Source organism: Stenotrophomonas sp. 2YAF22 (assembly GCF_052114665.1).
GTDB lineage: Bacteria > Pseudomonadota > Gammaproteobacteria > Xanthomonadales > Xanthomonadaceae > Stenotrophomonas > Stenotrophomonas indicatrix.
Map to the genome: position 1 here is coordinate 1 of NZ_JBFRFE010000103.1, position 9404 is coordinate 9404.

Below are 9404 nucleotides of genomic sequence, written 5' to 3' on the forward strand. Positions count from 1 at the left end.
GGATGGGGAGTAAAGCCATGGCAGTTTCCGGGGTTGGGGCCGGGTTACGCCGGCATACGTCGCAGATTCTAGCTCCAACGCTTGCCTTGCGCCCCGGTTTCTGGACTATAGTGCGCGAACCTGTTGGGGAATCAGGGCTTCACACCTATGTTGCTTCGTTTTCGTACGGTCGTCGCCGCGGCGATGCTGACCGTGGCTGCCTATGCTACCGCCGTGGAAGTGAATGGCGGGCACCCGGACACCTATGTGGTCCGCAAAGGGGACACCCTGTGGGATATCGCAGGACGTTTCCTGCAGAAACCATGGCTGTGGCCGGAGATCTGGCAGGCCAATCCGCAGGTCGCCAATCCACACCTGATCTATCCCGGTGACGTCCTCAGCCTGGCCTACCTGGACCGTGTAACGGCCCAGCCCGGTCCGCGCCAGGAAGCCCCGGTCACCGGCGTGCCGCTGGCACAGGTGGAACCGTTCCTGAAACAGCTCAGCGTGGTCGACAGCATCGAGCAGCTGCCGTACGTGGTCGCGCTGGAAGACAACCGCCTGCGCGCCACCGGTGGGCAGACCGCCTATGTGCGCCTGGCCGACGCCCAGACCGGGCAGCGCTGGGCCGTGGTCCGCCCGACCGTGCGCTACGCCCAGCCCAAGCCCACCGAGGACCTGACCGCCAATGGCRATGTCACCCCGGGCAGCGGCAACCTCTGGAAGGCCTTCAGCGCGCCCAACCACCGCCGTGGCGTACTGGGTTACGAGCTGGCACAGGTCGGCACCGGCACCATCACCAAGGTGGCTGGCGGCAAGACCGAAGCGTCGACCCTGGTCCTGGACAACGCCAGTGGCGGCCGTGAAGTGCGTGCCGGCGACCGTCTGGTGCCGGTCGAGGCCACGCCGTACGACCTGCAGTTCTTCCCGCATGTGCCCGCAGCCGGCGTGGAAGGCGTGGATGTGCGCGTACTGGCAGTCACCGACATGTTCAGCACCGGCGGCCCGCGCGATGTGATCGCGATTTCGGCTGGCCGCGCCCAGGGCGTGGACAACGGCACCGTGTTCTCGCTGTGGCGCCATGGCAGCCACGTGGCGCACCGGATGAAGTTCCCGGGGTCCTCGCGCATGGACGATTCGGTCAGCACTGGCGCCGGCCGGGTCAGCCTGCCGGATGAGTACGCCGCGCATGCCATGGTCTTCCGCACCTTCGACAACGTCAGCTATGCGTTGGTGATGCAAGGTGTGAAGCCGGTGCGTGTGGGCTACAGCGCGCTGCATCCGGACGCGAAATGAGCCAGCGCCGGGCCCCGCCCGGCCTCGGCAGGGAGTGCCGGCCGCATCGGCCGGCAACCTCCGGGATACCCTGACAGCGATACGCGAAGGCGCCCTAGGGCGCCTTTATTGCGTGAAGCCGATAGTCGGGGGATGACTGAACATGTACATGAGGCGCTGCTGCGCCTGTTGATCGCGGGGGGAGGCCTGGCACCCAGGCGCGCCCTGTTGCAGACCGCCGGCAATGCGGATGCAGCGCTGGCGCTGGGCGTTGCAGGCTGGCGAGCCCACGGTTGCACGCCGGAACAATGCGCTGCGCTGCAGCGTCCCGATACCCGCGCCCTCGCACTTGCGCAGCGCTGGCTGCAGCAGCCAGATCATCATCTGCTGGCCTGCAACGATCCGGCCTTCCCGCCCCTCCTTCTTGATGCACCCAACCCGCCCTTGGCCCTGTTCGTTGCCGGGGATCCAGCCATCGCCTGGCGCCCCGCGGTGGCCCTGGTCGGCAGTCGTTCACCCACTCCTGCCGGTCGCGCCCTCGCCGCCCGGTTTGCCACCTGTTTCGTCGAGGCCGGGCTGGCGGTGACCAGTGGATTGGCGGCGGGCATCGATGCGGCCGCCCACCAGGCGGCGCTGGACGCAGGCGGCTGCACCCTCGCGGTGATCGGCACCGGCCCGGACCGCGCCTATCCCACCAGCCATACCCGCCTGCAGGCAACAATCGCTACCGAAGGCGCAGTGCTCAGCGAGTACCTGCCAGGCACGCCCGCACGGCCGGGCCACTTCCCCGCGCGCAACCGGCTGGTGGCCGGGTTGACCCTGGCCACGGTGGTGGTCGAGGCCGCGCAACGTTCGGGCGCCCTGATCACCGCCCGGCTGGCAGCCGAAGCCGGCCGCGAGGTCTGCGCGATACCCGGTTCGGTGCTCAATCCACGCGCCGCCGGCTGCCACCGGCTCATCCGTGAAGGGGTTGCCCTGGTCGAACGTCCCGAGGAAGTGCTGGAACTGCTGGCCCCGGCATTGCGTCACCAGCTTCCGGGCTTGCAAACCCGGCTTGCCACCCCCACTGAACAGGCAGCGCCGGCGGACCTGCCGGCTTGCTGGGCGAACGACGCTGACTACCAGCGCTTGTGGCAGGCGCTGGGGCACGACCCAATCAGTATGGATTCACTGATCACGCACTGTGGATTGACGGCGTCGGAGGTGTCCTCCATGCTGCTGGCCATGGAACTTGCGGGGATCGTGGTGTGCGTACACGGCCGCTACTGTCGACGTCCCTAGTTTCTTCACCTCCACAGCGTCGCGCGACGCAGGCCGAGGGGCAATGAAAGAGAGCATCCTGGATGTACTGTTGTACCTGTTTGAACACTATTTCAGCGAAGATGCGGACCTGATCCGTGACCGCGACTCACTGCAGAATGGCCTGATCCAGGCCGGTTTCAGCCCCACTGAGATCAACAAGGCATTCGAATGGCTCGATGCCCTGGCAGCGCAGCGCCCAAGCGCGGCCCAGGCCCGGGTCGATGGCCCGGTGCGCATCTATCACGGCCCGGAGCTGGACAAGCTTGATGTGGAATGCCGTGGTTTCCTGCTGTACCTGGAACAGCACGGCATCCTCGATGCCGGCCAGCGCGAGCTGGTGCTGGACCGGGCAATGGCCCTGGACCAGGACGAACTGGACCTGGACGACCTGAAATGGGTGGTGCTGATGGTGCTGTTCAACCAGCCCGGCGCCGAGGCGGCCTACGCCTGGATGGAAACGCAGATGTTCGTGGACGAGCCAGAACCCCTGCACTGACCGTACACTTGGGGGCCGTGCGCATTCAGGAGCGTCCCCCGTGAGTGAGTGGTTCCATGCCGAAGGCAACCGCCAGCAAGGCCCGTTGCCCTCGGAACAGTTGATCGAGCTGTTCCGTAGCAACCAGATCACCCTGGACACCCTGGTCTGGCGCGACGGCTTGCCGCAATGGCAGCCGTTGCGCAACGTGGTCGACGAACTGGGCCTGATCGTGCCCGCTGTAGATGCAGCCGCCACTGTCGCTGTGCCGCCGCCACCTCCTGCCGCTCCTCTGCCGCCAACCCTGCCACCTGCGTCGCCCTACGCGACCACGCCGATGGACGCTGCACCGGCCGCGAAGAAGGGCCTGTCCGGCTGCGCGTTGACCGCCATCATCGGTGGCGTTGCCCTGCTGGTGGTGGTGCCGATCCTGGCCATCCTGGCGGCCATCGCCCTGCCGGCCTACAACGACTACATCATCAAGGCCAAGGTCGCCGGCGCGATCACGGCGCTGCAGCCGCTGAAGGACAAGGTCCAGCATTTCGCCGATGACCAGGGCCGTTGCCCGGGCGCCAACGACGCTGGCTTCCCGGCCGCGGACGAATTCGCAGGCCAGGGCCTGTCGGCCGTGCATATCGGCCGCTTCAACAATGGTCACTGCGGCATCGAAGCAACGCTGGCGGTTCCGGGCAAGAGCCAGGACGGCGACCTGCTGTGGCTCGAGTACGACCGTGACAGCGGGCGCTGGGAATGCAGCGGCGAAAGCGACGACAAGTATCTGCCCACGCAATGCCACGGCTGAGCCGCGCATCGGGCAAACCCACCAAGGACGACCCAACAGGGGACATGCAATGACTGAGTGGTACTACGCCGAAGGACAGCAACGCCAAGGCCCGTTGGAGATCACCGAGATCCGCCAGCGTTTCCAGCGCGGCCAGTTGACCCTGGACACCCTGGTCTGGCGCGAAGGCATGGGACAGTGGGCACCGCTGCGGCAGATGGTGGACGAACTGGGCCTGCAGACCCTGGCCGATGCCAGCACCTCCACCGCCACCGGTGGCTTCGACCTGCGCAACGACTACGCCGCGATCGACAACGGCACCGCGCCACTGCCGGGCACCGGCGCCCTCAGCAGCTCGCCGTACACTGCGCCCGGCGCAGGTGGTGGTGACTATTCGCAGCCGGTGCAGGGTGGCGAAGTGGTCTACGCGGGTTTCTGGAAGCGCTTTGCCGCCTACCTGATCGACTATTTCGTCCTGCTGATTCCCAGCGGCGTGGTCGGTGGCGTGCTGGGCTTCGTGCTCGGCGCCGGCATGGGGGCGACCGGCAGCGGCGAAACAGCGGTGGAAGTGGTTACCCAGCTGATCAGTGGCCTGGCTGGCCTGTTCATCGCCGCCGCCTACTACGGCTGGTTCCATGCCTCCCGTGGCGGCGCCACCCTCGGCAAGATGGCCATCGGCATCAAGGTCGTGCGCGGCAACGGCGATCGCCTGACCCTGGGCCGCAGCATCGGCCGCTACTTCGCCACCATCCTCAGTGGCCTGACCCTCTGCATCGGCTACCTGATGGCCGCCTTCACCGAGCGCAAGCAGGGCCTGCATGACCTCATCTGCGACACCGTAGTGGTCGACCGCTGGGCCTATACCGACCAGCCGCAGCTGCAGCGCCGCGAGATGGGCACGGTGACCATCGTGATCCTGGTGCTGGGCGGCCTGCTGATGCTGGCCGGTTTCGCCGCGATCATCTTCGCCGTCGGCGTCATCGCCAACATGGCGTCGTGATCGCGGATCGAGGGCCAATGCGCCGTCGCGGACGGCCATCCTCACGCCTCCCTGCTTGACAACGGCAGGCCGGGCGTGATTCCTCTAATAAGGTGAAACCTGAACGCCCGGCACAGTCCCGGGCGTTCAGTTTATTGATTTGCCCGTGGCCGCTTCACTAATGCGGCCGTTTGCTCCACCCTAGCGGCCCTTCCCCGCGGCTTACCCACAGACCCTGCTGCCATGCCCAAGCACCTGCTCATCGTTGAATCGCCGGCCAAAGCCAAGACGATCAACAAATACCTCGGCAAGGACTACACGGTCCTGGCCTCGTATGGGCACGTGCGTGACCTGATCCCGAAGGAAGGCGCGGTTGACCCGGACAACGGGTTCGCCATGCATTACGACGTGATCGAGAAGAACGAAAAGCATGTCGATGCGATCGCCAAGGCCGCAAAGGGCGCCGACGACATCCTGCTGGCGACCGATCCGGATCGCGAGGGTGAAGCGATCAGCTGGCATATCGCCGAGATCCTGAAAGAGCGCGGGCTGGTCAAGGACAAGCCGATGCAGCGCGTGGTCTTCACCGAGATCACGCCACGCGCGATCAAGGAAGCCATCAGCCAGCCGCGCGAGATCGCCAGCGACCTGGTCGATGCCCAGCAGGCGCGCCGCGCGCTGGACTACCTGGTCGGCTTCAACCTGTCGCCGGTGCTGTGGCGCAAGGTCCAGCGTGGCCTGTCAGCAGGCCGCGTGCAGAGCCCGGCGCTGCGCATGATCGTCGAGCGCGAAGAAGAGATCGAAGCCTTCATCGCCCGCGAGTACTGGTCGATCGCCGCCGAGTGCGCGCATCCCTCGCAGCACTTCAACGCCAAGCTGATCAAGCTGGACGGGCAGAAATTCGAGCAGTTCACCGTCACCGACGGCGACACCGCCGAGGCCGCCCGCCTGCGCATCCAGCAGGCTGCACAGGGCGCCCTGCATGTCACCGACGTGGCCAGCAAGGAGCGCAAGCGCCGCCCCGCGCCGCCGTTCACCACCTCCACGCTGCAGCAGGAAGCCTCGCGCAAGCTCGGCTTCACCACGCGCAAGACCATGCAGGTTGCGCAGAAGCTGTACGAAGGCGTGGACATCGGCGGCGACGAAGGCACGGTCGGCCTGATCTCGTACATGCGTACCGACTCGGTGAACCTGTCGCAGGATGCGCTGGCCGAAATCCGCGACGTGATCGCCCGTGATTACGGCATCGCCTCGCTGCCCGACCAGCCCAACACCTACCAGACCAAGTCCAAGAACGCCCAGGAAGCGCACGAAGCCGTGCGTCCGACCTCGGCATTGCGTACCCCGGCCCAGGTCGCGCGGTTCCTGACCGACGACGAGCGCAAGCTGTACGAGCTGATCTGGAAGCGTGCAGTGGCCTGCCAGATGATCCCGGCCACGCTCAACACCGTCAGCGTGGATCTGTCGGCCGGCAGCGAACATGTGTTCCGCGCCAGCGGCACCACGGTGGTGGTGCCCGGCTTCCTGGCCGTGTACGAAGAAGGCAAGGACAGCAAGAGCGCCGAGGATGACGATGAAGGCCGCAAGCTGCCGGCGATGAAGCCGGGCGACCGGGTGCCGCTGGAGCGCATCGTGGCCGACCAGCACTTCACCCAGCCGCCGCCGCGCTTCACCGAAGCGGCGCTGGTGAAGGCGCTGGAAGAGTACGGCATCGGTCGTCCTTCGACCTACGCCTCGATCATCCAGACCCTGCTGTTCCGCAAGTACGTGGAAATGGAAGGCCGCAGCTTCCGCCCGTCCGATGTCGGCCGTGCGGTGTCCAAGTTCCTGTCCAGCCACTTCACCCAGTACGTCGACTACGACTTCACCGCCAAGCTGGAGGACGAGCTCGATGCCGTCTCGCGTGGCGAGGAAGAGTGGATTCCGCTGATGTCGCGCTTCTGGGGACCGTTCAAGGAACTGGTCGAAGACAAGAAGGAATCGGTCGACCGTGCCGAGGCCAGTGGTGCGCGCGAACTGGGTACCGACCCGAAGACCGGCAAGCCGGTCAGCGTGCGCCTGGGCCGGTTCGGGCCGTACGCGGCCATCGGCAGCACCGCCGAGGATGCCGAGGACAAGCCCAAGTTCGCCTCGCTGCGGCCGGGCCAGTCAATGCACACCATTTCCCTGGAAGACGCGCTGGAACTGTTCCTGATGCCGCGCGCGCTGGGTGAGGACAAGGGCGAGGACGTCAGCGTCGGCATCGGCCGCTTCGGCCCGTTCGCCAAGCGCGGCAGCACCTACGCCTCGCTGAAGAAGGAAGACGACCCGTACACCATCGACCTGGCCCGCGCCGTGTTCCTGATCGAAGAGAAGGAAGAAATCGCGCGCAACCGGATCATCAAGGAGTTCGACGGCAGCGACATCCAGGTGCTGAACGGTCGCTTCGGCCCGTACATCAGCGACGGAAAGATGAACGGCAAGATCCCCAAGGATCGTGAACCGGCATCGCTGACCCTGGCCGARGTGCAGCAGTTGATGGAAGAGACCGGCAAGCCGGTGCGCAAGGGCTTCGGCGCCAAGAAGGCTGCCGCCAAGAAGGCACCGGCAAAGAAGGCGGCAGTGAAGAAGGAAGCCGCGCCGAAGAAGGCCGCTGCCAAGAAGGCACCGGCAAAGAAGGCGGCTGCGAAGAAGGCCGTGGCCAAGAAGGCACCGGCAAAGAAGGCCGTCAAGAAGGCTGCAAAGTAGATCTACGCCATGCGTGGATGAGGTGCCAAGGTGTGCGGACCAACGGTCCGCATCCACCGCTCCACCCGTTGTGCACGCAGCGGGGGGATAATGAAGGCCCACGCCGGGCCCGGTCGCCGCCATGAAAGAACTCACGCTGGACACCGCAGTCGCCACGCTCCGCAGTGGCGGGGTGATCGCCTACCCGACCGAAGCAGTCTGGGGCCTGGGTTGCGACCCTTCGCATGAGGCAGCGGTACACCTGCTGCTGCGGCTGAAGCAGCGCCCGATCGAGAAAGGCATGATCCTGGTGGCTGCGGAACTGTCGCAACTGCAGGGCTGGGTGCGCCTGCAGGCCCTGCCCGATGCACGCCAGCGTGCGGTGCTTGCCAGCTGGCCTGGCGCCAACACCTGGATCCTGCCCGCCGGCACCCGCGCCCCCGGCTGGATCACCGGCGAACATAGCGGCATCGCGGTACGCATCAGCGCCCACCCGCTGGTCGCAGCGCTGTGCCAGGCCTGGGGAGGCCCTCTGGTCTCCACCAGCGCCAACCTTGCCGGCGAGCCCCCCGCGCGCAGCCGCGAAGAGCTTGACCCGCGCCTGCTGCGCCTGCTCGACGGCATCCTCGATGGGCAGACCGGTGGCCTGGCCCAACCCACGCCGATCCGCGACGCGCTCAGTGGCAACGTACTGCGCTCCTGACAGGCTGATTGCGTCGGCGTCGCCGATCGCGCACGCTGCGCCCATGACCCTGCTCCGCCCTGCCCTGTGCCTGGCCCTGCTGCTGCCGTTGCCGGCACTTGCCGCTGACGACGTGCGGGTCTACCGCTGCGTCGGCAGCAATGGTGCCGTCGCCCTGCAGGACAAGCCTTGCATGGCCGGCCGCCAGGAAGTGCGCGACCTGCAACGGCCGCGCGACCCGCCGCCACGGGTGGTCAGCACCGAGGCCGCACCGCCCGCACCGGTGCAGACGCCACCGATGCGCGAGCGCGAGGTGCGCCATGTCTACATCCAGCCGCCACAGCCGATGTACGAATGCGTGAGTGAAGACGGCGACCGCTACACCAGCGACAACAACGAAGGAAATCCGCGCTGGGTACCGCTGTGGACCACGGTCTGGTATCCGCATGGTCATCTTGGTGGCGGGCGACCCGGACCGCATCCAGGGCCACGCCCGGCCAGCAGTGGCACCACCATCGATGCCTCCATCGGTGGGGGACCACCGGTGTATCGCCCGCCGTCAGTGGGCGTCGGTGTCAACGTGCCTGCCGGCAACATCCTGGTGCGCGATACCTGCCACGCCCTGCCCCCGCAGGAAGTGTGCGCACGCCTGCGTGATCGTCGCTGGGAACTGGACCGGCGCTACAACAGCGCGCTGCAGAGCGAGCGCACCGCGATCAGCAAGGAGCAGCGTGGCATCGACGCGCGGCTGGCGCAGGACTGCGGCGGCTGAGCCCCACGCTGGGGACGGTACCTCCTCTTTGGTAGATGCCCACCTTGGTGGGCACTGGCAAACAGCGGTGCCAACCAAGGTTGGCAACTACCAGGGCATGTGCCACCGCTGTAGGCTGATCGCATGAAAAGACTGATCTGGCTGGCCATGGGCCTGTTGCCCGGCAACGCGTTGGCCGACGACATGGTGATCTACCGCTGCATGGGCAGCAGCGATGTTCCTACGTTGCAACGCACCCCCTGCCCCGCCGGCACCCGCCAGCAGATCCAGCGCGTCCCTGCGCCAGCCGCCGCAGCACCAGCTGCACCGGTGCAGGACCGCCCCCTTCCGCCGCCTGCAGCGGTGCCCTCCGTGGACGCAGCCGCCGAGCCTGCCGCGACGCAGCCACGTGAGGGCCGAACGATCATGGAAGCACGCATGGTCGAGCACGAAGGCGGCGACGCCATCCTCGAC

Annotated in this window: 8 protein-coding genes and 1 pseudogene; all 9 read left to right on the plus strand. The window is 66.8% G+C overall.

Annotation, left to right across the window (positions count from 1 at the left end; genetic code table 11):
- The first annotated feature begins 147 nt into the window (after nucleotides 1–147).
- On the plus strand, nucleotides 148–1275 hold the full coding sequence (locus tag AB4Y84_RS06390) for a LysM peptidoglycan-binding domain-containing protein (RefSeq protein ID WP_442249890.1): 1128 nt from the start codon (nucleotides 148–150) through the stop codon (nucleotides 1273–1275).
- A 132-nt stretch (nucleotides 1276–1407) separates the two neighbouring features.
- Nucleotides 1408–2535 (plus strand): DNA-processing protein DprA, encoded by a 1128-nt coding sequence (dprA, locus tag AB4Y84_RS06395; protein WP_363734058.1) that lies wholly within the window; start codon nucleotides 1408–1410, stop codon nucleotides 2533–2535.
- A gap of 43 nt (nucleotides 2536–2578) precedes the next feature.
- Nucleotides 2579–3052: a DUF494 family protein gene (locus AB4Y84_RS06400; RefSeq protein ID WP_025879062.1), complete on the plus strand. Its 474-nt coding sequence runs from the start codon at nucleotides 2579–2581 to the stop codon at nucleotides 3050–3052.
- 40 nt (nucleotides 3053–3092) lie between these two features.
- A complete protein-coding gene (locus tag AB4Y84_RS06405; RefSeq protein WP_442244506.1) occupies nucleotides 3093–3833 on the plus strand; it encodes a GYF domain-containing protein in 741 nt (246 codons plus the stop codon).
- 49 nt (nucleotides 3834–3882) lie between these two features.
- Complete coding sequence (locus tag AB4Y84_RS06410; protein WP_312787211.1) at nucleotides 3883–4812, plus strand: RDD family protein; 930 nt, start codon at nucleotides 3883–3885, stop codon at nucleotides 4810–4812.
- Nucleotides 4813–5034: 222 nt separating this feature from the next.
- On the plus strand, nucleotides 5035–7518 hold the full coding sequence (locus tag AB4Y84_RS06415; RefSeq protein WP_312110647.1) for a DNA topoisomerase I: 2484 nt from the start codon (nucleotides 5035–5037) through the stop codon (nucleotides 7516–7518).
- Between the two features lie 121 nt (nucleotides 7519–7639).
- Nucleotides 7640–8200: a Sua5/YciO/YrdC/YwlC family protein gene (locus AB4Y84_RS06420; protein WP_108266987.1), complete on the plus strand. Its 561-nt coding sequence runs from the start codon at nucleotides 7640–7642 to the stop codon at nucleotides 8198–8200.
- Between the two features lie 43 nt (nucleotides 8201–8243).
- The gene (locus AB4Y84_RS06425) at nucleotides 8244–8951 is read left to right on the plus strand and encodes a DUF4124 domain-containing protein (RefSeq protein ID WP_442244505.1); all 708 of its coding nucleotides are present in this window, start codon (nucleotides 8244–8246) and stop codon (nucleotides 8949–8951) included.
- A gap of 123 nt (nucleotides 8952–9074) precedes the next feature.
- Nucleotides 9075–9404: pseudogene (locus tag AB4Y84_RS06430) on the plus strand (hypothetical protein); the annotation flags it as partial.

Bases quoted from the DNA above. Each gene is read 5' to 3' on its own strand.
- AB4Y84_RS06410 (WP_312787211.1), top strand. From the start codon at position 3,883: ATGACTGAGTGGTACTACGCCGAAGGACAGCAACGCCAAGGCCCGTTG.
- AB4Y84_RS06400 (WP_025879062.1), top strand. From the start codon at position 2,579: ATGAAAGAGAGCATCCTGGATGTACTGTTGTACCTGTTTGAACACTAT.
- dprA (WP_363734058.1), top strand. From the start codon at position 1,408: ATGACTGAACATGTACATGAGGCGCTGCTGCGCCTGTTGATCGCGGGG.
- AB4Y84_RS06425 (WP_442244505.1), top strand. From the start codon at position 8,244: ATGACCCTGCTCCGCCCTGCCCTGTGCCTGGCCCTGCTGCTGCCGTTG.
- AB4Y84_RS06420 (WP_108266987.1), top strand. From the start codon at position 7,640: ATGAAAGAACTCACGCTGGACACCGCAGTCGCCACGCTCCGCAGTGGC.